At 54.0% G+C, this 21,563-nt stretch carries 19 protein-coding genes and 1 pseudogene; 8 read left to right on the forward strand and 12 right to left on the reverse strand.

The window, feature by feature from the left end:
• Positions 1 to 15 precede the first annotated feature (15 nt).
• Entirely contained in the window at positions 16 to 837 is an 822-nt protein-coding gene (locus AC1RR7_RS05355; RefSeq protein WP_493133886.1) for an SDR family oxidoreductase, read from the reverse strand.
• A gap of 621 nt (positions 838 to 1,458) precedes the next feature.
• Here AC1RR7_RS05355 and AC1RR7_RS05360 point away from each other — a divergent pair.
• Positions 1,459 to 1,674: a hypothetical protein gene (locus AC1RR7_RS05360; protein WP_493156475.1), complete on the forward strand. Its 216-nt coding sequence runs from the start codon at positions 1,459 to 1,461 to the stop codon at positions 1,672 to 1,674.
• 235 nt (positions 1,675 to 1,909) lie between these two features.
• Here AC1RR7_RS05360 and AC1RR7_RS05365 read toward each other — a convergent pair whose 3' ends face one another.
• From AC1RR7_RS05365 to AC1RR7_RS05375, 3 genes are all read right to left on the reverse strand, one after another.
• A complete protein-coding gene (locus AC1RR7_RS05365) occupies positions 1,910 to 3,169 on the reverse strand; it encodes a cation:dicarboxylate symporter family transporter (protein ID WP_493156477.1) in 1,260 nt (419 codons plus the stop codon).
• 93 nt (positions 3,170 to 3,262) lie between these two features.
• Entirely contained in the window at positions 3,263 to 4,471 is a 1,209-nt protein-coding gene (locus AC1RR7_RS05370) for a pyridoxal phosphate-dependent aminotransferase (protein ID WP_493156479.1), read from the reverse strand.
• 10 nt (positions 4,472 to 4,481) lie between these two features.
• Positions 4,482 to 5,147 carry an RraA family protein gene (locus AC1RR7_RS05375; RefSeq protein WP_493156481.1) on the reverse strand — a complete coding sequence of 222 codons (666 nt, stop codon included), beginning with the start codon at positions 5,145 to 5,147 and terminating at the stop codon, positions 4,482 to 4,484.
• Between the two features lie 128 nt (positions 5,148 to 5,275).
• Between AC1RR7_RS05375 and AC1RR7_RS05380 the strand changes: the two genes are divergently transcribed.
• On the forward strand, positions 5,276 to 6,172 hold the full coding sequence (locus tag AC1RR7_RS05380) for a LysR family transcriptional regulator (RefSeq protein WP_493156483.1): 897 nt from the start codon (positions 5,276 to 5,278) through the stop codon (positions 6,170 to 6,172).
• An 85-nt stretch (positions 6,173 to 6,257) separates the two neighbouring features.
• Here the strand turns inward: AC1RR7_RS05380 and AC1RR7_RS05385 are convergent, their stop codons facing one another.
• Complete coding sequence (locus tag AC1RR7_RS05385) at positions 6,258 to 6,848, reverse strand: HAD family hydrolase (protein WP_493156485.1); 591 nt, start codon at positions 6,846 to 6,848, stop codon at positions 6,258 to 6,260.
• A gap of 224 nt (positions 6,849 to 7,072) precedes the next feature.
• On the opposite strand from AC1RR7_RS05385, the gene AC1RR7_RS05390 reads away from it, so the two are divergent.
• Both AC1RR7_RS05390 and AC1RR7_RS05395 read left to right on the forward strand, forming a co-directional pair.
• On the forward strand, positions 7,073 to 8,791 hold the full coding sequence (locus AC1RR7_RS05390) for an ATP-dependent nuclease (RefSeq protein WP_493156487.1): 1,719 nt from the start codon (positions 7,073 to 7,075) through the stop codon (positions 8,789 to 8,791).
• A gap of 154 nt (positions 8,792 to 8,945) precedes the next feature.
• On the forward strand, positions 8,946 to 10,166 hold the full coding sequence (locus tag AC1RR7_RS05395; RefSeq protein ID WP_493156489.1) for a UvrD-helicase domain-containing protein: 1,221 nt from the start codon (positions 8,946 to 8,948) through the stop codon (positions 10,164 to 10,166).
• A 273-nt stretch (positions 10,167 to 10,439) separates the two neighbouring features.
• Here AC1RR7_RS05395 and AC1RR7_RS05400 read toward each other — a convergent pair whose 3' ends face one another.
• The 5 genes and pseudogenes from AC1RR7_RS05400 to AC1RR7_RS05420 all read right to left on the reverse strand — a co-directional run bounded on the left by AC1RR7_RS05400 (position 10,440) and on the right by AC1RR7_RS05420 (position 13,411).
• Positions 10,440 to 10,682 (reverse strand): AbrB/MazE/SpoVT family DNA-binding domain-containing protein, encoded by a 243-nt coding sequence (locus AC1RR7_RS05400; protein ID WP_493156491.1) that lies wholly within the window; start codon positions 10,680 to 10,682, stop codon positions 10,440 to 10,442.
• Between the two features lie 62 nt (positions 10,683 to 10,744).
• Positions 10,745 to 11,026, reverse strand: a complete 282-nt coding sequence (locus AC1RR7_RS05405) for a hypothetical protein (protein WP_223527276.1) — start codon at positions 11,024 to 11,026, stop codon at positions 10,745 to 10,747.
• A gap of 258 nt (positions 11,027 to 11,284) precedes the next feature.
• Positions 11,285 to 11,601 (reverse strand): annotated as a pseudogene (locus AC1RR7_RS05410) (DUF7693 family protein).
• 97 nt (positions 11,602 to 11,698) lie between these two features.
• The gene (locus tag AC1RR7_RS05415) at positions 11,699 to 12,316 is read right to left on the reverse strand and encodes a 3'-5' exonuclease (protein WP_493156494.1); all 618 of its coding nucleotides are present in this window, start codon (positions 12,314 to 12,316) and stop codon (positions 11,699 to 11,701) included.
• 249 nt (positions 12,317 to 12,565) lie between these two features.
• Positions 12,566 to 13,411, reverse strand: a complete 846-nt coding sequence (locus AC1RR7_RS05420; protein WP_493156496.1) for an abortive infection family protein — start codon at positions 13,409 to 13,411, stop codon at positions 12,566 to 12,568.
• 436 nt (positions 13,412 to 13,847) lie between these two features.
• Between AC1RR7_RS05420 and AC1RR7_RS05425 the strand changes: the two genes are divergently transcribed.
• Genes AC1RR7_RS05425 through AC1RR7_RS05435 form a run of 3 tightly spaced genes read left to right on the forward strand, consistent with a single transcriptional unit; the run spans position 13,848 to position 17,466 of the window.
• On the forward strand, positions 13,848 to 15,017 hold the full coding sequence (locus tag AC1RR7_RS05425) for a hypothetical protein (RefSeq protein ID WP_493156498.1): 1,170 nt from the start codon (positions 13,848 to 13,850) through the stop codon (positions 15,015 to 15,017).
• 2 nt (positions 15,018 to 15,019) lie between these two features.
• On the forward strand, positions 15,020 to 15,475 hold the full coding sequence (locus AC1RR7_RS05430) for a three component ABC system middle component (RefSeq protein ID WP_493156974.1): 456 nt from the start codon (positions 15,020 to 15,022) through the stop codon (positions 15,473 to 15,475).
• Positions 15,472 to 17,466 (forward strand): DUF3732 domain-containing protein, encoded by a 1,995-nt coding sequence (locus AC1RR7_RS05435; RefSeq protein WP_493156500.1) that lies wholly within the window; start codon positions 15,472 to 15,474, stop codon positions 17,464 to 17,466. The genes AC1RR7_RS05430 and AC1RR7_RS05435 overlap by 4 nt, the downstream gene beginning before the upstream one ends.
• Positions 17,467 to 17,773: 307 nt before the next feature.
• Here the strand turns inward: AC1RR7_RS05435 and AC1RR7_RS05440 are convergent, their stop codons facing one another.
• Positions 17,774 to 19,153 carry a DUF6035 family protein gene (locus tag AC1RR7_RS05440; RefSeq protein ID WP_493156502.1) on the reverse strand — a complete coding sequence of 460 codons (1,380 nt, stop codon included), beginning with the start codon at positions 19,151 to 19,153 and terminating at the stop codon, positions 17,774 to 17,776.
• A gap of 121 nt (positions 19,154 to 19,274) precedes the next feature.
• The gene (locus AC1RR7_RS05445) at positions 19,275 to 20,027 is read right to left on the reverse strand and encodes a HEPN domain-containing protein (RefSeq protein WP_493156504.1); all 753 of its coding nucleotides are present in this window, start codon (positions 20,025 to 20,027) and stop codon (positions 19,275 to 19,277) included.
• A 175-nt stretch (positions 20,028 to 20,202) separates the two neighbouring features.
• Between AC1RR7_RS05445 and AC1RR7_RS05450 the strand changes: the two genes are divergently transcribed.
• Positions 20,203 to 21,408 (forward strand): RES family NAD+ phosphorylase, encoded by a 1,206-nt coding sequence (locus AC1RR7_RS05450; RefSeq protein ID WP_493156506.1) that lies wholly within the window; start codon positions 20,203 to 20,205, stop codon positions 21,406 to 21,408.
• Positions 21,409 to 21,563: the final 155 nt, after the last annotated feature.

The following is a 21,563-nucleotide window of genomic DNA, read 5'->3' on the forward strand; positions in this document are numbered from 1 at the left end:
TGCTGGCCTGTGGCGCTACTGGTCATCGCCATACAAGTATTGAGCGGTAACGCCGCCGTCCATAAGGATATCGCTGCCGGTGATGAACGTCCCTTCAGGGCCCATAAGCAGAGCAGCGACCGCACCCACTTCATCGGGCGTACCTCCGCGCTTGGCTGCGGACGATTCGATCATGCGGCGGTACCCATCCCCACGCGGGCCATTGAGTTCATCCCGGGCCAAAGGAGTGAAGATAATGCCAGGGCTGATCGTGTTAACACGCGCCCCACGCTTTCCCCATCGAACGGCTTGCGCAGCCACACGCAGAGAGTTGCCACGTTTGGATATCTGATAGGCGTTCAGGGGATCGGTTACTAGCTCGGGCTGTAGCATCGGTAAAGCAAGAAGATCTTCAGTCGGGGTTAACGCCAAGGCTTTGTTCTGTTCGGCGGTGAGCGCCGGCAAGCGGTGACCTGACTGCGAGGCGATGACGATTGCCGAACCACCTTTTGCGATTACATCTCCAAACAGCTCCAGCACTAAAGCGGTGCCATACAGGTCGACCAGGAGAATGGTGGCAGGTGCAGCCTGAGATGGAGAAATACCTGCTGCGTGGATGACTCCGGTAATGTCACCAATGCTTGCAGCAAGTGCGACGAGTGCCTGGACAGACTCGCGGGACGAGATATCAACCTTGGACGTGGTGACTTCAAAACCTGCATCGCTCAAAACTTTCGCGGCTGCATCAGCGGTTTCTTGCCGCAGATCGGCAAGCAATACATGTTTGCCAGCGCTCACGCGCCGAGCGATGGCTTGGCCAATTGAACCAGCACCGATTACTACAGTTACATCAGTCATTTTCATTTTCCTACAATGGTGTGATTCCACTCTACGGTGAGAGGCGCTTGATGATTAGTCCTTCAAAAACGCGCGGCCTTGTGAGTTCAATTCAGTAATTCGTCGAGAAAAATTCAGTGACCGAGTATTGAAAATATGAATGGGTGAATAACCTTCATAAGGCTGTGTAGCAGGCCCCTGATTGTTGAATCATGTATCAAGGCCTAGGATTAACAATAGCTGATTGAGCGTCGACTGAAGCTGACCTACCAGACCCGAGAAGAATCCGAAAATGAGTGTCAGCGACTCAACCTCAAGAAGGTCAATAGCGTCCCTTCTGAACGAGAATCCATGCCGGTTCTTTCGGCATTCATAAATTCAAAACAGTTACCCTGCGCTTGGCCCTTGAGTGACCAGCAGATCAGCGGGGGCTTAGCGGTGCGGAGCTGCATACTGCTATCTCACATGGATGCTCGGTGTTCAGTCGATGCAAACAGACTCTACTTCAGCTCTGATCTTGAACCCGCTTGCCGAGCCCCCTTCGACAAGAGTCGGTGATTCATAACTTGTTCGAGCAGCTGAAACACTGACGAAACATTCCGGCCATATGATTCGCGTCACCGAAACCTAGGAGGGTTGGAGATGAATCGGCCATCAAGAAGCATGCGCAAACTGCTGGACGCCGTTGCCTCCAATAATGAGGCAGCGGCGCTTGATGTGATGCGTGCTGCTGAGCAGCTTCATGATGAGGTGCTGCGCCAGCGATTGCTCAACCTGATTCATCGGCTCAACCAAGACGCCAATGACTTGCGAATGGCGCGTGACGATATCCAGGGCGGAGCCAACAAGCTCGCGTGACCCGCGTCCACCACTTAAGCTCGGTCGCCTATCGTCGAGTCTTGGCTGTCCAAGTGATTTTGCTTTGAGCACAAAAAGGGCCTTTTGAGGGCCCTTTTTGTAGAAGTTTTTTTACGAGTTCAGTCTGAGTAGTAGGGCACAGCGCCTTACGTTTAAGGGCGCAGAGTTGTTGGTCTACATGCGGATTTAGTGAGTCACCTACGCCACTACTTTATCGAACTCTGACGGCTTAAATCTAGGCAGGTGTAACCTTCAGGCAATGTGCGGCGCGCCCCTCCCATTTGGCGATTACCAATGGTGCTAGGGCATTACCCAATACGTTCAATGCAGTCGTTGGCATTTCCATCAGGCGGTATACGCCTGCGATAAAGGCAATCCCCTCCAAAGGCAAACCGGCACTGGCCAACGTGGCTGACAAAATCACGAACATGAACCCTGGTACTCCGGCAGCCCCCTTGGATGTCAGCACCATGGTGACCACGAGCAAAGCCTGATCACCAAAGCTCAGGTCAATGCCGTATAGCTGAGCCACGAACAAGGTGCCGATACCAAGGAACAGCGAGGCACCATCAAGGTTGAAGGAATACCCTACCGGTACCACGAAGCTCACGAGCGATGATGGTACGCCGTAGGTTTCCAGTTTCTTCATCAATTGGGGCATCACGGCTGCCGAGCTGGCACTAGAGAAGGCCAAGATTAATTCATCTTTGATGTGGCGCATTAGGGCGAACAGATTGATTCCGCAGAATCGTGCAACCAGGTTTAGTACCACCAGTACGAAGAAGGCAATGGCAACGTAGCTGACCATGATTAGCTTGGCCAATGGCAGGAGAGAGCTGAAACCGAAATTGGCCACAGTCACGGAGATCATTCCGAACACGCCGATAGGCGAGTAGGCCATGATCATTGATGTGACCTTAAACATCGCCTCCGACACCCCACGCAGAAGTGAAATCACTGGTTCCTTGCGTTCGTTGCTCAATTTGGAAACGCCCAGGCCAAACATCACGGCGAAGAACAGCACTGAAAGTAGGCTGCCTTGGGCCATGGCATTGATCACATTGTCGGGGATGATTCCGACGATAATCTGCCCAAGACTATGACCGGCTCCATTGCTGGTAGGGAGCGTGATTGCAGCGGCTTTAAGGCTCGCCAGATCGGTGCCGGCTCCGGGCTTAAGCAGGTTGCCAATCACCAGTCCGACGATGATCGCCAAGGTAGTAATGCTGAAAAAATAGGTCAGCGATTTAACGCCGATGCGGCCAAGGGATTTGCCGTCACCGTGACCGGCGATACCGACCACCATGCAGGAAAATACGATGGGTACGACAATCATTTTCATCAACTTGATAAAAATGTCGCCCGCCGGTTGTAGGAGGTTGTCGACCAACCACGGACGGGACTCAGGAAAACGGTGCAGCAGGGCGCCGATGGCAATGCCGGCGAGCAGGCCAATCATGATTTGCCATACCAGCGCGATACGGGGCTTGTGCATGGGGATGCCTCATTTGATGACAATGATTATGAGTGTTGTTCTAGGCAGTCAATGAGCAGCCGTCCGGTGGCTGTCGAGTGTTGCAATCAACCGTCAGCGCAATCGTTGGCACGCTTCTTTGAGGCGACGACAGCCTTCTTCGATGACGTCCAGGGAGCTGGCGAACGACAGCCGGATATAGGGCGACATGCCATACGCCGCGCCGCTGACCGTGGCCAGTCCGTGCTCTTTGAGTAGGTGGGTGACCAGTTCTGAGTCGTTCTGGATGGTTTCGCCACTTTCAGTGGTCTTGCCCATGAGCCCGCTAACATTGGCGAACACATAGAACGCGCCATCCGGCGGCGTGAAACTCAACCCCGTTATCGACTTCAGTAGTTCCAGCATGCGATCTCGCCGGTGCTGATAGACCTCACGCATGCCGGCAATGGGTGCCTGGTCACCAGCAAATGCCGCCACCGCTGCGGCCTGGCTGATCGAGCTGGGGCAAGTAGTGGTCTGCGACAGCAATTTACCGATGGCCCCGATCAACCACGCAGGCCCTGCACCAAATCCCAGCCTCCATCCGGTCATTGCGTAACCCTTCGATGCTCCGTTGACAATCAACGTGCGCGCTTTGAGGTCTGGGGCGAGTTTGGTCAGCGACACGTGACCGGTATCGCCATACACAAATTGCTCATAGATCTCGTCGGCCATGATCAGCACATGCGGGTGCTTTCGCAGCACGGCAGCAAGTGCCAACAGCTCGGTTTCGTTGTAGACAGCGCCGCTGGGGTTGTTTGGGCTGTTGAGAATCACCCATTTGCTGCGCGGCGTGATCGCCTCCACCAGCGCCTCGGGCGAGAGTTTGAAGCCGTTGCTTTCGTCACCGGGGATGATGACTGGGGTGGCGTCGTTCAATCTTGCGATGTCAGGGTAAGACACCCAGTAAGGCGTATGAACGATCACTTCATCGCCTGGGTTCAAAGTCGCGGCCAGGGCGTGGTAAATGATGTGCTTGCCGCCGCAACCTGCGACCACTTCATCCAGTGCGTAATACAGACCATTGTCGCGTTCAAGTTTGCGGCAGATCGCCTGGCGCAGCGCTAGTGTGCCGTTGGTCGCGGTGTAGTGTGTGTCGCCGGCGTGCATCGCGGCACTGGCAGCTTCGAGGATATGCGCGGGGGTGTCGAAATCCGGTTCGCCCACTGTGAAATTGACGATGTCCCGGCCTTGGGCGCGTAACTCGGTCACCAGTGCATTAGCGGCAATACTCGGTGAGGGCTCGATGCCCAGCACCCGGTCAGACAAAAAGACAGTGCTCATGACGTTCTCCTCAATCGGCCAGGCCGGCTTGTTGCAAGACCTTGTCCATCCAGCTTTGGCGGACAGCACCGGTTGCGATTTCGGCTTTGACGTCTTCTTCGTGCGCTGCGTGTTGCGCGGCGCGTCGTAGAACCTCGGCAGCATCCGCTTGGGGGAACGCCACGAGACCGTCTTCATCGCCTACCAGCAGATCACCTGGCTGGATCAGCATTCCGCCAATTGACACCGGCACGTTGATTTCGCCTGGGCCACTCTTGTAAGGGCCGCAGTGAACGATGGCGCGGGCATAGCAGGGCGTATTGTCGAAGCTGGCGACATCACGAATCGCCCCGTCAATGACGAAACCGACGCACCCGCGTTGTTGGGCATATAGCTTGACCAACTCGCCGATCACTGCGTTGTTGGTATCACCCTGAGCGTCCACCACCAGCACATGGCCGGGTTGGAGCATGCTCATTGCTTTGTAGATGAGCAGATTGTCGCCAGGGCGGGTTTTAACGGTCAGGGCTGTGCCCACCAGTTTGCCGCTGCGGTTGTATCGGGTCAGACCGCGAGCACCAATGTGCCGACCGAGGTTGTCGCTGATGTGCGGGGTAACGACATTGGAGAATGCTTCGAGCACTTCAGTAGCTGCTAGCGGCGGATTAGGAAGAATGCGTGAACCGGGCAAGGACATGGCTGATCTCCGGAAGAATGAGGTAGCAGCCGATCAGGGCTGTGGCTCGATCTTAGGAGTGATAAACAAACAGTTTTAGCGATATTTTATTATGAAGTATCATCGCTTTTTTTCATGTGGTGGTTTCGATGATCACGTTCAAACAGATTGACGCGTTGTACTGGATCGCCGAATTGGGCAGTTTCGAGGCGGCAGCGAACAAGCTGAACATGTCCCAGTCGGCTATTTCCAAGCGTATCCAGGAACTGGAAGAAACCTTCGACGTGGAGATTTTCGACCGCAGCAAGCGCAACGCGAGGCTGACAGAGAAAGGCGGGGAACTGCTCGATTACGCCAAGGACTTGCTGGAGCGCCGCGATTATTTGCTGGAACGAGTCAGTGCCCGTGAAGTGTTGGTGCGAAGGTTTCGCCTCGGAGTCACTGAACTCACTGCGCTAACTTGGTTGCCTGCACTTGTCGAGGCACTACGGCAGGCTTATCCCAAAGTGCAGATCGAACCGTCGGTGGAGCTCAGCAGTGAGTTATTTCGCAAACTGGAAAATGATCAGCTCGATCTGGTCATTGTTCCGGACGTTTATAGCGATGCTCGATTCGTAAGTACGCCACTGAAAAGCGTTGAGAATGCCTGGATGTGCGCCCCGAGCCTGATCTCTGATCCAGATCCTGTGAGTCTCGAAGTTCTGGCTGGCTGCACAGTATTGACCCAAGGCTCTCAATCCGGCACTGGTTTGATCTACGAGCGATGGCTGGCCTCGCACAACGTGCAAATGCCTAAGACCATCACCAGTCACAATTTGCTTGTGCAGGTCGGACTGACGTTATCCGGGGTCGGCGTCAGTTACCTTCCTAAAGCTTGTCTGTCCCACTTGATCGAACGTGGTGCATTACGCGCATTGGTCACGAAGCCAGGGTTACCGCGCATTCGCTACGCGGCGCTACACCGCACGGATCGTCAGTTCGGCCTAAATCAGAACGTCGCACAACTGGCGGTGGAGTGCTGTGATTTTTCACGACTGTTGTTATAGGGGGAACGGGAATCGCGGGTAAGCGCCGTGCTGCTTTGAGTTTGCTTGAAGTACAGTTTTCGTTTTGCCCTATACATAATGAAGCTCAAAGCAGCTGCGCCACATCCCAAACCGCCATACCTGCGCGCCTGGCAGCTTCGATGCCCTGGGGGCTGTCTTCGAAAACCAAGCATCTTTCCGGCATTATTCCCAATCGCATCGCCGCTTCTTGGAACAAAGCAGGTTCAGGTTTCGCCACTTGCACATCGTCGAAGGTGACGAGCGTATCGAACAAATGTGTAAGACCCAGCGCTTCAAGGGAAGTAGTGACTATTTCACGAGAACCGCCTGAGGCCACTGCCATGGGTATCCTTCCGGAAAATCGTCTGACGATGTTGGTCACAGCTGCAATCTCCTTAAGGTTCATCGACAGATGATCCAGATAGTGACGCCTCATGGTGTCGATCACATCATCTCTGCTGAGGATCACGTTGTGGTCACGTTCAAACTGATCCATCAGTACTTGCTCGGAAAGGCCGTTCCTAGCTTCGTACCAATCGAAGCTCATCATTACGCCAGAAAGCGCGAAGCCAGCTGACCAAGCGATTGAGTAAACGGGAAAGCTGTTCACCAGTGTTCCATCGCAGTCAAAAATCAGCGCCTTTGCTTGGGAGAACATCTTCTCAAGACTTGCCATGTAACATTCTCCAAAGCAGAGCAGATCGATTGATCGACTTCGCGCTTACCTTAATGCGAAGTGACTCGCAGTAGATCGGGGAGAGTTGGGGCTTCTTTCAGGGTCGTGGAAGCGGTAAGCCCTTTTTGTCGAAGGGGCATGGCCTTGCAATGACAGTGATTTGTTGAGTTATCTACCGCTGCAGCTACCCTTGATTGCATTAGGCCATTTCTTTCGGGTGATTGATGCGCGTTGAACAGTTGAAGGTCAAGAATTTCAGGGGCATTAAACATCTCGAATGGAACCTCATGGCGCAGTCGATCTGTTGCCTGATCGGCGTTGGAGACAGCGCTAAGACCACCATTTTGGATGCCGTAGAGGCAGCATTGTCCCCACGTTGGATGACCTTCAACGAAGCCGACTTCCACCATGCCAACACAGCGGAGGACATCGAGGTTGAGGTCACGATCGGAGAGTTGTCGCGTGCACTGCTTTCCGACGGGCGCTTCGGCCTTTACCTTCGTGGCCTTTCTTCCGAAGGACAGCTCAACGATGAGCCTGAGGACACAGACGACCCTGTTCTCACGGTAAGGTTATCGGTCGATGCGACCATGGAGCCAGTGTGGTCATTGGTCTGCAATCGTTATCCCGTTCCTAGGATTCTATCGAACAGAGACAAAGCAATGTTCTGTCTCGTTCGCCTTGCTGGTGACGAAGCACGGCATTTGACCTGGGCGCAAGGATCAGTGCTGTCGAAGATGACAGAAGCGAACGATGAGACTGCTCAAATGCTGGCTAATGCCTATCGCTCAGCTCGTCAAAGCGCAGATCTTGGCTCTATCCCAGAGCTGGCTCGGGCAGCGATATCCGCCGAGACTGCGGCTCGATCACTCGGGGCCTATATCAATGAGAGTTACAACCCTGATCTTGAACTGGGTCGCGGCGGGTTCAGCTCGGGCTCGATTGCACTACACGACGGCTCCGTGCCGCTGCGGTTAGCAGGGCTCGGCACCAGGCGCTTAGCCACTCTGGCAGTGCAGCGTTCAGCAATCAGCGAAGGGGCAATTGTGCTGGTTGATGAGATAGAGCAAGGGCTTGAGCCTCATCGTGTTCTTGGGGCGATGGCCCAGTTGAAAAAATGGCAGAATGAAGCAGAAAGCGCACATCTCGCTAAAGGTCAGATCCTAATGACGACTCACTCGGATGTCGTCTTGGCAGAGTTACCCGCCCCCTCACTTTTTATCGTTTCCCGCTCTTTAGGCTCGGTTTCCGAAATAAAGCATGCTTTATCCAGTGGCGATATCTCCCGAGTTTTGAAAGGCGCGCCACAGGCATTGTTTGCTAGGCGAATCTTACTCTGTGAGGGTGCAACGGAGTTGGGGTTAATGCTCGGAGTTAGGGAGCACTACCCAGATCGGCATGGTGGCGTCCCTATAGAGCAGCTGGGCTCTGCCATCATCGATGGCGGTGGATCAGCGGGCCCACCATTGGCACTCGCTCTGCGGGCTCTCGGATACCACGTCGGTCTGTTCAGAGATTCGGATCGAAAGCTAGATGCTCATTTTGCTACCAAACTCCAAGCGCAAGGCGTGCGGGTCATCGAATACGGTGGGGAGCTCAATACTGAGCGAGCGGTCTTCCAATCAGCCAATAACACTCAAATCGAGAGCCTCCTTGAACTGGTGACTGGCTTCATAAGCGAGCCTACGCTGATGGATCATCTTGAAAAAGGATTTCCAGCCATAGATGTGACAGAGAGCTTCGACGAGTGGGATCTGGTAGGCGACGACGCTAACCTTCGGTTTCGCATGAGCGATTTAGCTGCCGAGAAAAGCTGGTTCAAGACTGCTGAACGCGGTCGGGCCATATCTCCTATTGTGTTGGAGATCATGAATGGCTCGCCTGCATCGGCGATAGGCGCATGTTTCAACACCGTCGAGAACTGGCTATATGGTAACGCCTGAGTCCATCCTCTCCCTTAGCCGCAGGGCCATAGTGGCCCCGGCTGGCCATGGGAAAACAGAGCTGATCGCCAAGGTCGCAGCGCTAGGCCGAAGAACTCTAGTACTTACTCACACCCACGCAGGTGTTCATGCCATCAGGGCGCGACTAAAGCGAATGCACGTGCCCACAGATACCGTGGTGGTCGATACGATCGCATCCTGGGCCCGACGATATGCTCAAGCATTCCCAAGTCGCTCGGGAAGGCCGGCGCTGAGCCTTAACAAACCCAACTGGGACGATGTGTACCTTGGCGCGGTATCCATCCTGATGAGCCCGGTCGTCCAAGAGGTTATCAAGGCCTCCTATGACCGAGTGCTGATAGACGAGTATCAGGATTGTGAACAGCATCAGCACTCCATCGCGGCTTGGCTATCAAGCATTGTCCCAACTGTGATTTTTGGCGATCCGATGCAGGGCATTTTTGAGTTCGTCGAAACTAAGATCGGCTGGAGCGCATCTGTCGCAAGCTATTTCACTCAGGCCTACGAGCTCGAAACCCCCCACCGTTGGGCAACGGCGAATGTGGAGTTGGGCAAATGGATTGCAGCTACCCGGCAGAAGCTTATGACCGGGCAACCGATAGATCTCAGGGATGGGCCGGTCACCTATATCCAAAGCAATGATGCGTTTGACATGTCGTTGTTCTTTGATGGATTTGATTCAAGGACGGGCTCAACTGCGGCGATCAACTGCTGGAGGAACACTTGCAATCAACTCGCGAAAAGTACCAAAGGCGCTTTCCAGTCAATCGAGGAGATCGGAGCAAAGCGTCTGATGGACTTTGCCGAAGTGTGGGACATGCCGGAATCTACTCCCCAGGCTCGATCCGACGCCTTGAGGTCTCTAATGGATGATGCTGTGACTCGCGTTTCGGCTGATTCAGGGGTCGCCACTGATGTCGTCCTTGACCTGGAAATCTACGCCGCATGGGCAAAACTCTCGATTGGCGGATCCCCCGATAACGCTTTGGATGTGCTGAAGCTGGAAAGGAGCCATCCTCATACAAGGACGTACCGAGGTGAGCTCATCGGGGACACCAAGCGCGCTTTGACGGAGCTTGCGGATGGCCGACATCAGAGCCTGGTAGCTGCGTCGGAAGCTGTAAGGCAGCGACTAAGCATTACCGGTCGGGCCACTGTAGCGAGGACGATTTCGACTCCGTTGCTCCTCAAAGGCTTGGAGTTCGATCACGTCTTGATCCCGGATGCAATGCATTACGTGAAGCAGAAGACTGCTGCGGCGAAATCTTTCTACGTGGCTATTTCCAGGGCTAGACACACTCTGACAATCTCAAGCAAAACGCCGATTTTGGAGTTTCCCCTGCCCAACCTCTAGACAGCTTTCGATGTCACTGATGTCAGGCATTAATGGAGCAACGATGTAAGAAACTCTACGATGGTCGGGAAGGCCTCCCTATGGTTCCAGCCTCCTAGAAGGTTGATCCCTGGCCGAGCCCTGCCGAAGCGTGGTAGTGATCAAAGTTTGCTTGAGGCCTAGCTGCACGCTAAGGACTGAACATGCCCTCTTAAGCCCGGCTCGACCCCAAGTCTTCTCATGCCCTGGGCGAGTCACTCCAAATTTGGCCCACCACGACGCATTGCAGCTGCCTCATTTCTCCGGGGCGTTACCAAGCCGTGCGCTATCCCAGGCTTCAGTGAGCTCGTCTATTCGATCCGCAATCTGAGGCGTTTTTGATAGGACAAGGCAACGCGTGTTGCCAACAAATTCTTCTATCAGGTACACAGCGTCGCCGACATCCAGTTCGAGCTCCTGCAGCGCTTCGTCCGGAATTCGAATCGCACCGTCACCATCCCATTCTTCGATGACGATTTTCATCGGTGGCTTTTTCACATTTGATCTCCGTTGCTATGAGCAGGCAAGCCGTACCCGCCTGTAGATTCTCAGTGGCACGTTTACAGATCCGGATAATCATCAAGCTTAAGACTAGGAGCGCCTCCGTCCTCCTGTTCGCGCTTAGGCGTATGTATCACTCCAGCTTCGGCGTCTGCACGCATCTGCTCGAGCTCTTTGTGAAATGCCTTGTCCTGAACCGTGGGTTTGCTGGTGTACGGTTTTCTGTCTGGTACAGGTTGGGCCGCATAGGTTGTTACCGCGTCTGGGTCGTGCTGCAGCTTTTCTTGGACTTGCGATTCCAGCATTGCACGGAGCGCGTCTTTGTCGGGACGGTTCAGCAATTTGTTACTCCTATTCGGAAGCCAGGTACTCGCTACTCGATTGGTACATTGAGCAGTAGTAAGGGCAGGGCCGCTTATATTTGTGGTTGCATCGCAGATTGGCAGTTACCCGGATTCCAGGTTAAAAATCCTGGTAAGCCTACCAAGGCTTGGCGGCAAACGTCTGTGATGAAAAATGATGTCATAGCTCCAGTCTTGGATGCAGCTTTCGAGATGACTGAAGCGGCCAAACATTCACCTGCCGTTTTGCATGCATGCTCAGAGCCCAGCGAGCAATCGCTCAAGCTGTTCTCGCTCCCAGGCGCTCAATAGCTCGACAGGATCCGCGGCGTCGCGCTGCCAGAGTTCAAGCGTGCCGACTCGGCCATCAGGCGACCTGCAGTACTCGCAGTAGTCCAGGGTGTCACAGTCATTGAAGAGGGTGAGTACCCAGCCGTCAGTGCTCACGGGCATGAGGCCATGATAGATCTCACTCCATGACTGGATAGAGATTCGCATCATGATGCATTTGCTAACGCGACGTCCGTCAGTATCTGGCAGACTTCGCGGGCGGTGAGAGGGGAGATTGTGTTCAAATCATTCTACGCTCGAGTCATCGCTTGCCCGGATAAGCGGTGGTGTGCAGTGAATGGAGAGATCGCTCCTTCGGGCCAATGGGCCCGGCTCACATAATCAGCCGAGTATCTCCTTGATGATAGATGCAACGTTCTTGGCATCGTCGATTCCTCGGTGATATGTACCCTGCCAAACTAGGCCCATGGCCTCTACCGTTTGCTTAAGACCTTTCTCTTGATTGTCGTATAGGCCTTTATGCCATTTCCTCACGTTGAAGTGCTGCAGGCCGGCGAGCAGAGAAGGGCAAGCAGCAAACCCAGCATCTCGTTCAAGCTGCCTTGCATCATAGTCACCCCACGATGCCCAAGCAGCGTTTGGATATCGCGCAATAAACGCTCCTAGCTCCTGTCCGACCTCCACATAGGTTCCTGCGCTGTCTACATCTCCTTGTTGGATGGATGTGAGCTTTTTGCAGAAGTCGGAGAGGACGGGATTGATCTGCGGTCGAACGAAACGCTGGAACTCATCGACGATCTCAAGCGCCTCCAGATCGATCACCACCAAGCCAATTTCAATCGTTTCCATCTGATCGGGGACGACTACAAGCGGCCTTGGAGGTTCGCACTCTCCAACTTCATCACAAGTTGCCTCAAGGTCGACGCAATAGAGGTAGCGGTACGGCGCAAGGATGTTTTGGATGGCTTGGAGGTGAAGGAGCTTTGCTTCAATGCTCATGGCATAGCTGACCTAGCTTTGATCTGTTCAGGTTACCCCGAACTATCCGATCGATACATATTGGCGAAAGAGCAAATGAATACCTCCATCAGGTTTAACGCATCTGACTATGCGCCAGAAGGTACGGCATTTCGGCTGTACACAGTCGTAAAAAACAGCGCCAATCTTAGGCGCTGCATGCGTGACTGAACCAGCAGACACCTGAGGGTGTTCGCCCGGAGTCGATGCACTGAATCCGTGGTAGTGCGGTCAGGTTGTCCGTGATCGACCGCTCTTTTCATCCCACGTTTCCAGAACGAATGCGGCGATGGTGTGAGCCGCATGGATCGCCAGCCTCGCATGCCGTGGTTTGAGTTTGTAGGGCCGTTTACCCGCACCGTGGGCCGAGCTGGCATGAGTGCGCAGTGCGCCAATGCCATGGACGGTCGCCACCACACCCGTCACGATCTCCTGAAGGTCTCGCTCCTCAAGTATTGAGGCATCCAGCCCAAGGTCAGCCCTGACGATCTTCCAAACAGCTTGTAGATCCTGCTTGGCGGGCATGATGAGGTGGTCGTGCTCTTCGATGTACACCTTGAAGACCGATTCGAGGATATTGCACGCTGCCGATACGGCCTCGCGAGGGCTCGACTCGATGTTCTTGATGGCCCGCTCAAACTCGAAGTCGATGGCGCCGATGTTGCGGCTCTTGATGAGCTCGGACAGCGTCTTGGTCGCCAGGCCCTCGCCCTTGGTGAGTATCCCTCCTGGGCTGTAGGTGAGGCCGGCGCGCTCCAGGCCGTCCTTGATCCTGTCGATCTTTGCCTTCCGCTCATTGGTTTGCTTCGGATCAGTCCAGAAGCGCCCAGAGGTGTCTTCCTCATCTTCCATGTATCTCTCGATGATGCGACCGACGATGGGGAGTGCATCCGCGCCGCATTCCTTGCTGATTCTGCGCAGCCATTCCTGCGCCTTGACGGCCTTGCTACCCTCCGGGGGATCGCCTGGAGCGTTGGCGTACATGAACAGGCTGTCCAAACTGGCGTGAGTTTCAAAGGCTGAAACGGAGTCGGCAACTGCAGATATTAAGTATTGAGGAATAGTGTAAGTTTCCATCTGCTTTCCTTGCATTCCTATTGAGCATGCACTGAGTGTATCAGTGCTTCGTTTGAACGCCGGCTACCCCTGGCCGCTCGCATCGGCAAGTGCTACGTGTTTCTGCTTACTACATCAAATACACGGGATACCTTAAAGATGCTGTCCGAATAGCCTTCGGGTACCCCATGGATATCCCTTTGATAGCTGGATGAAATTGGCCGAGCTTAATTGCTTGATAGCCCTTTGCGATCATCGAGTTTGAAGTGCTACCATCGAGTGGTTTCAATAAGAACAACTGTATTTATATACAGTTCAATGTCGAATTAACGTAATCCTTTACTGTCTATTCGCACTGTTATTTTCCGTTGCCAAGTGCTGCGGAAAACACTGGTCATCCCGCCATCAGTACAGCCAAGTCATTTGCTCGTGCTCCGAAGGCGGTCGTGGAATTTTTATGGATAAATTGCCAGATAAGTTACCGTTTGACGCGACTAAGCTTTTCGAAGCTCTCACGTACCAGCTTGTGGTTGCGCTTGAGTATTGCCACAAGCTGAAGAAGGGCAAGCGCTTGTGGGTCGAGGTTTTCGGGGATGTGACTCTGGAAGACGAAGCTCAGGTTGAGGTTAAGCTCTACGCCGATGCATTGAGGGATGGCCACCAAAACATCTGGAACACCCTCAATAACTGGTTGAACAAAGCGTTTGACCATACGGCATACGAAAGCCTGATTTTGGTGACAAACCAGGAGTATTCGCCAAAGTCGACGCTGACCGACTGGAACAGCTGTAACGCTGCTGAGAAGCACGCTTTGCTCACTGTGATCTACGACGGTGCTGAGCAGCGCTTTACTGCCTCCAAGGCAAAAGAGCCTTCAGAGACCTTGGAGCTCCTGCGATCGGTGATGGCTCCAGCGCTGAAGGATGACCTGTTGGAGGTGCTGGAGAGGGCAGCTTTCATCACCGGCTCGCCATCGCTCAAAGCGAGACTCGATGCCTATGAGGTTGACCAGCTGAGGGTGATACGCGAATCGAAGCGTCAGTCCTACATCGATGACATCCTGGGCTTCATCGGCAGCACCCGGTACATCGACACCGGCTGGGAAATCACCTGCGAGGAGTTCACCGCGAAGACCGTTGAGCTGACCAGGCGATACATGAAGCATTCAAACACCTTCCCTGAGGTGGATGTTGATGCGCTGAAGCAGAAGATTGTCCTTGATGAGATCGCCGATCGGCTTTTCGTGCAGAAGATCCGCGAGATCGATGGCGATTCGCGCATCAGGCACGCTGCTCTGCAGCTTCTGATTGCCGGCGAGGTCATTGATGAGCTGTACCGAGACAACCTGGCCTCGGATTTTGATATCAAACGCTACCAGAAAAACCATCTGGATCGTCATCTGGACGGTCGGTTAAGTGCGATGGTTGACTGGATGGACGAGACATGCCCCATCCAGCTGAAGCGTCAGTCACTAAAGTTTTTCTTCAAGCAGCACGCTGCAGAGGTAGTGCAGCTGAATACTTTCGAAGACACCACGACCGATTTCCGAAATGGCATTTATCACATGCTTGCTGACGTTAAGTCCGATGACGAGGAAAGAGAGTTTTACTGGAGATTATGGCCGTGAGTATGAATGCCGCTGACCATATTTACACGCTGCGCCGGACGCCATTTGCCCTCGCGCCGATAATCCACTCCTTTTACGATCACTGGGATCCGACCGAGAAAGATATCCTGCTGAGCTACTTAGTTTTACCCCTGATCACCTACAAGCCGATTCATAAGTTTCTGCACTACGCGGGGAGAAATAGCTCGATCCGCACCTTGATGCAGGATCCCAGCCGGATTCTCGGTTTGGAGTCGCGCATTGAGGAGTACAAACCGATCACCAATGCTTCCCTGCTCATACTTACCTCGGAGCAGAGCATCAAGATCAACGAAGATATGTCGGTGGCTCCGCAAGGCAAAATCAGGGCGGATAATGCCAACGCCCAATTGTTGAAATACGCTCGAAAGCTCGCAGTGGTGTTTACGGGTGAAAATGTTGTTTCTGTTTATAGGTCATTGGGGCTGAAATCGCTATGAACTGTTATGTACGATATATCGGCGTCGTAGACAAAGATAAAAGACTTCACAGTGTGGAGTTCACCCGTGGCCTCAATATCATCACTGGTAAATCGTCTACCGGGAAAAGCGCTATTCTGGAAATCTTTGACTACTGCTTGGGCAGCAGCGAGGACACTATTCCGGATGGTAAGCTGACTGAGCGTGGCGATACCTTTTTCACCGTTCTGCAGTTCCCGAGCCTGACGCTTGTGGTGGCACGCGCAGCGGCTTCTAAACGTTGCTTCCTGCGTGAGGTTACCGGGCCAGAGGCAGATAATGTCCTAGAGCTTATGGGGCATGTTAAATACTTCTTTGACGATCGTTTTTACATCCATAAGGATGCCTTCCTAAAGAGTCTCGGAAAGTACTTTGGTGTAACGCTAGAGAATATTGACAAAGACCCGATGTACAAAGAGGTAACGGGTAGCAAGGGCGCCACGCCATCAGTGCGTAGCTTCCCGTCGTTTATGCTTCAGCACCAGAATCTGGTAGCGAACAAACACGCTATTTTCTACCGGTTTGATGAGAAGGTTAAACGGGATCAGGCCATCGACCACTTCAAGATATTCATGGGTATCGTGAAGGAAGAGTATTTTGATATCGCCAAGGATCTAACCGAAGCGGCGTATGAGCTTCGTCGGGTTGAGCTGAAAATTCCCAAGGACGAGAAAGTCAGGGAAGAGACCGTTGGGAAGTTCGAGAAACTGCTCACGGAGTACCTGGCCCTCGCGGGAGTTCCCCTGTTCGATATGACGGCTGATGAGATTTTCCTCAAGCCAAGTCAGGCGCTCAGGTTGATGAAAGGCACCCCAGTCACCGTGGATGGGCTCGCCGATGATTACGAGAAGACGCTCAACTCGCTGCGTGACCAAAAGGCAAAACACTTGGCCGACCTTCGTTCGGCGATCGGTCGACTCAATCTACTTGAGCGATCTGTTGAGCAAGCGAAGGGGATTGGTGCCTCGTATGCCTCGCTGACGATTCCCCGCTCCACGAATCTTGAGCACGCGTTCTGCCCAGTGTGCGAGTCTCACTCCGATATCCCGGAGGATCAAGCCAACAAGCTGACACAGGCCATCGAGTGGCTGAACACTGAACTGAAGCTTTCGTCGTTTGCGCGGGAGAGCCTGGGGCAGGAGAGTCGCGACCTGAGGAAAGATATCAAGGACTTCCGTCAGAGGCTCAAAGAAGTCCAGACCTCCCTCAAGCCTTTTGAAGAGCAGGAAAAGCGACTGGCCCAGGCCGGCTCTTTGGAGGATGCTCCGAAGAAAACGAAGCTGCTGCTTGAGATCGAAATCGACAAGTTCATCGAAAACCCGCCTTCTGACTTGAAGAAGATGAAGGATTATTGGGAGGCGCAGGTTAAGAAATACCAGGCCCAGCTTGATGAGTATGATGTTGATATCGAGCTGGACAGGCTGGCGAGAAACATCAACAAAAAAATGAAGGAGCTTGGTCAGAAGTTTCACTTCGAAGAAACGTACAAGACGGGGTCTCTGAAGTTTGACGTAAATAGCTTCGACTTGTGGCATGAGAAGGAAGCCTTCAAAAAAGTTTTCCTCAGGTCTATGGGAAGTGGTGCAAACTGGGTTTACTCGCACCTTACCTTGTTCATGGCACTGCACTATCAATTTGCTGCCAGGGCCGATAAGTGCAAAATTCCGCCGATTCTCTTCCTTGATCAACCTACACAGGTTTATTTCCCTTCCAAGGATGATGGCCAGGTATTTGTGGCTGATAATTTAAGGCCTGATGACACCAAGGGTGTCGCATTGCACGACGACATCGATGCGGTATCGAACATGTTTACTCAACTTGCTAAGTTCTGTGATGATACTGCAGTGCAAACTGGTATGAGGCCACAGATTATCGTTTGTGATCACGCCGACGGACTCGATCTCGGGGAAGGTTATAATTTCGGTGATTTTGTGAGGCAGCAGTGGCGTACGCGTGGTTTTATCGCTGACTGACTTGCGGCTTTGAAATGTTTTCTCACAAACTGAAGTTTTAGAGGCTTCAGGTAACGCCTCCGGCGTACCCATCTGCAAAGCCCGGCCTGACTGCTGGGCTTTGTTGTTTCTGCATTCCTTTATGATCCAACGGGGCAAGGCGACTGATCCATTGTTGGACGCATACTTGGCCATGGAGATTGGCCTGTAACGGTTGGTGGTCGTTTGATTGCGCAGCGCTTACCCCCTGTGCAGTGTGAATGAAGGAAACGGCTATGGATCTGTTTCGTCAAATGGAGCGCTCGCGTATCGCGCTGCTCTTCGCGGGTTACCAATCCCTGGCCTGGGCCAGCTTTTCGGTGATCTCAGGAACGAGGAATGCAATCAGATGGTTGAGGCTAGGATCCTGCCGGAAGGCTTCGTCATGGTTCCTCATGCCTTCCTTGATGACCTCAATGCGCCGAAGCCACGTACCCTTGGTGTCCTGCTCCTTCAGCAGCTTCTCGGTATCACAGAGTTTGAGCGCCCAGCCAAACGGGTAGAGGTACTGTTTGTAGTGGTCGAACGCAGTATTGGCAACGTTCAGCAAGCGCGGAAGGTTGTAACCCACAGGCCGGCCAAGGCGGGCGCTAAGCACAAGTGAAATCGCTCCATGAAATTTGCCCGTGCGGTAGTCCGTCGGCAGGTGCAGGCGCGGTATAGCGACGCGCATCTTTTCCCGTAGGATCACCCAGGCGGCATCCGTTTCCCTGCAGTCATTCGGGGCATGCTCGAACCAGAAGTCATAGAACGCCTGGCGGGCTTTCGAGATATCTAATGAACTCTCCAGCTCGGCACGAATGGCATCGTAGTCCTTGAAGAACACCTTCTGCGCCTTGGAGTCTACATTCAGTTGATCAAGGAAAACCTCCTCCATCACCCACTCGTTGATGATCGTCTTGCCTCTCAGGTGCGGTACCGCATACCAGCAATCCATGGCCATACGTTTCGCCTGCCGCGATCGCTCCAGCGTTGCCTCGTTCACGATGAAAACGTTGTGGTTGTTCAGGTAGAAGATGTCTTCCTCGGAGGTGCGGGTGACGGTCGGATCGAAGCTCTGGAAAACCCAGACCATGCCGCCGTTGTTCATCCGGTAGAACTCGCGGCGGCCTACGATCTCGGTCAGATAGGTGGTCGAGAGCTGCACTTCGAATGCCAGCCGCTGGCCGGCGTGTTCAACCTGGACATCCGGCTTGCGCCATTGTGCTCGGTCAGCGAGTCGCATGCCTTTCCAGACAGCTTCCACTTGCGGCTCACTGCATTTTTCATCAACGAGCAGGCTGTCGCGAATGATGCCTTTGAGCCTGAGGTGGGCAGAGCTTTCCTTCGCAGCGTTGTACTTGATGCAGTTGATCTGCTCAGCGCTGAGCTGACCACGTGTGGAGATCGAACACTTCTGCTCGATCTCTTCGCGGGGATGGTGGCGGAAGTGAAAGCGTCGACCCTTGGTGCGCACCAGAATCACCGGCGCCGAGCACAACTGGCAGACCAGCCAGGGTTCTTCAGTATTGCGTACATACCGGCTGGCCAGCTCGGCCCGGTCTTTGATGACCAGGCCCAGCTCGCGGCTCAGGAACACCTGCAGGTTGATGTGTTCACCGGTCTCCATGTCGAGGATCTCAGTGAGGAGCATGGTGTCGGTGGGCTGTGCGATTTCATGGGTGAACATACGGCTTCCTTACGTGGGATGTCCTAACCAGCTTCCGGAAATCAGCGAGCCGCTGCCACCGAACCCTTTACACTTACTCGCACCCTTGATTCCGCCTGGTCAGCGTCCACTGGCGCGCCATCTAGAAATCAGCGGACTCTCGTTCGCAGGCGGCATTGTCGATCCTGGATTTCAGCTCTTCAGCAAATTCACGAATGGTGCGGATTGCCTGCTTGACCTCTTCCGTGGTGAGCTTGATCGGCTGATCGTCGACGGTCTTGCCGTTGCGGTGGATGATGTCATGGCGCTTGCTGCAGATGCGACCGATCTCGCCCACCTCCAGGCTATCCATGTGCTTGCCAAACATCGCGCCCAGCACCTCTTTCACTGTCCCGACGTTGTGCAGCGTCAGCTCCTTCAGTGTGGTGAGGACAATGCTCTCCACGAGCTTGGGCTGCTCGGCAACATCCTTGAGGTTGATCGTTCGCGTACTCAGCTTCCGGTACCCGGCCACCAGATTGATCAGCAGCCTCTTGTCACTCACGACAAGCTTGCAAACGACGGAGCTGATGAGCGCTTCCATCAGGGTGACAGCATGGGCATACACGAGCTTGTTAAGCGTGTCGGTGTGCTGCTCGCTGCTGCCAAGCGTCAACAGACTGGATGCGTTCGCAAGCTCTTCGGGGAACTTGAGGAAAAACTCGCTGTGCGTATGCCGATTCAGCCATTGGAACTCAGCTTCTTCCTCTTCCGCGTCAAGCATGGCCGAGTATTCGGCGGCCAGCTCCTCCCAGCCTTCATCATCCTCGTCGATGTCGAGGTCATATACCTGTTTGACCCACTCAATGCAGCCTTGCTGTTGCAACTCGAAGAAGTGTTCCTTGACGCTGCTCATACGATGTCCTGTCCTGTGACGTTCATGGAGTTTTGTCGCTGTGCATGTAAGCTCAACCAGTCACGCAATGGATCGGCAAATTAGGTGTTGGTCTGCGCATGATCATCGGCGATCATGCTGAGTCTCTACGTACTTGTACTTTGCCACCATTATGCGAAAGGACGATGAGCACGCGATGGCTGAAAATGTAAATGTGTGTTCCGAGTGCGTGTACGACCCTTTCCTGGTCGAGCAGATCCGCCTCAAAGGGTGCGTCGTTGCATGCGGATTGTGCAACTCGACGCGCACGTGCTGGCCGCTCAGGGAGATCGTTTTCTACGTCGAAGGTGCGCTCGATAAACACCTTTGTGTAGGAACCCATCGTCACGTCGATAGCGACAACACCACCACCGTCTCGCACGGCGAAAGCGCCGAGCACTGGATCAGCTTGATGTTTGGCAGCGCAGCCGGTGAGCTAATCGTGGGCGCTGTATGCAGCAACCTGAAGTACTTCCAGCGCGACGGAAAATACCTGAAGCGGCCTCACACGCATGGTCACATTGGTTTGAAGTGGGGCGAGTTCGAGGAAGGCGTAAGGCATGGCAACCGCTTCTTCAACCAGCACGCCAGAGAGTACTTGGACTGGCTTTTCGAAGGGGTACACACGTACTCCGCAGAGTCGGAATCGCTGGCTGTGGTGCGCGTGCTTACTCCTGAACACGCTTCACCCATCTACCGTGCCCGAACCTGTATGACGCCCGCAGGTGTGCAAGAAATCAACGCCGATCCTGCGATCCAGCTCGCTGCACCGCCGAAGGCGCTGGCGGGCGAGGGTCGAATGAACCCTGCTGGCGTACCGGTATTTTATGGTGCTTTCGAGCGTATAACCTGCGTGGCTGAGCTCCGGCCTCCGGTAGGTGGCACTGTCGTCAGCGGGGAGTTCAGGTTAACCGAACCGGTCAGCGTGCTGGACTTTAAACGATTCGAGACAGCCGATCTTGGGCCTGAGCCGAGCGTCTTCGATCCCGACTACTTCCTGAAGTCCGGGCGCAGGGAGTTCCTGAAATACCTACACGATATGATTACCGCGCCAGTTCCCCCTGGGTCGGAAAGGAACTATCTAGTGTCGCAGTTCATCGCCGAATACTTGGCCACCTGCGTAGAGCCATGTATCGACGGCGTAATCTTCAAGTCGGTTCAGGATCCCTCAGGAAGCAACATCGCCCTGTTCTCGCATGCCGTCTGCGTAGAAACGGCATTGCAGTGGGAGTTCCAGGGTAGCGTAGGAGTTCGGGGGCCAAAACAACGTGCAGCCCCTCGTATCGAATATGTGAACGGAAGCCTCGTTCAGCACGTTATCGACGCAGTGAAATACTTCCCCATTGATAAGGCCGTCGTATAGAGGGCCCAAGCTAGTGAGAGCTTTTAGCCGGGCCACTTAACGGGTAGAGGAGGCTGACGCTGATTCAACAGGCAAGTCGACTTTCGGGGCGGATCTGATCGAGATGCCGACCCCGAAGGTTTCGGCCAAACCGGAAATAATCCTTTCCTTCGCAC

This window comes from Pseudomonas sp. GW821-FHT11G12 (assembly GCF_058808055.1).